The organism is Marinimicrobium sp. UBA4509, from assembly GCF_002388575.1.
In the GTDB taxonomy this organism is placed as follows: Bacteria; Pseudomonadota; Gammaproteobacteria; order Pseudomonadales; family Cellvibrionaceae; genus Marinimicrobium; species Marinimicrobium koreense.
The window spans coordinates 1,604-2,431 of sequence record NZ_DGMV01000049.1 but is presented as its reverse complement, the minus strand read 5'-3'; the positions used below and the strand labels follow the sequence as shown (position 1 = coordinate 2,431).

Annotated in this window: 1 protein-coding gene; it reads left to right on the top strand. The window is 61.2% G+C overall.

The annotated features are described in order from the left end of the window. Nucleotides 1-777: Gfo/Idh/MocA family protein (locus B3520_RS07715; protein ID WP_286875806.1), on the top strand; the 777-nt coding region annotated here is incomplete at its 5' end. Nucleotides 778-828 lie beyond the last annotated feature (51 nt).

Below are 828 nucleotides of genomic sequence, written 5' to 3'. Positions count from 1 at the left end.
CCCCTGCCCAACCACTTGCATGTGCCGCTGTCGATTCAGGCGCTGGAAGCGGGCAAGCACGTACTGTGTGAAAAGCCCATCAGCCTGGACGTCAAAGACCTGCAGGCGCTCAAGGCCGCGGCCAAGGCCCACCCCAAGCAGAAGCTGATGGAAGCCTTCATGTACCGCTTCCACCCCCAGTGGCAGCATGTGCGCGAATGGCTGGAGCGCGGGGACCTGGGGCAAGTAAGGACTTACACCGCCTTCTTTGCCTACAATAACCGGGACGATGAGAACATCCGCAACCTGCCGGACATCGGTGGTGGCGGGCTGATGGACATTGGCTGCTACGGCATCTCCTCCGCCCGGCATGTCTACGGCGCAGAGCCGGTGCGTGTGGTCGGCAGCGTGCAGCCACTGGCTGGCTACGAGGTGGACTGCCTGACCTCGGCCATCATGGAGTTCCCCGACGGCACCGCCACCTTTACCGTCACCACCAAAACCGAGGCTACGCAGTGGGCGGAAATCCACGGTGAGAAAGGCATGATCCGCCTGGAGAAGCCGTTCAACCCCGAACCCGGCGATGAGAACCGGGTTACCCTGGTTATCAGTGGGGAAAAGCAGACCTTCAGCTTTCCAGAACCCAATCAGTACCAGCTGATGGTGGACGCCTTCAGCCAGAGCATCCAGGAGGACACGCCGGCCCCTACCCCGCTGTGGGATGCGGAAGCCAATATGCGCATTATTGATGCGCTTTTCACCAGCTCGGACGAAAGCCGCTGGGTCAACCTGGACTGAGGAGAGGCATTTCATGGAGAAAATTGTTGTGGTCGGCGGTGGCGCCGGCGG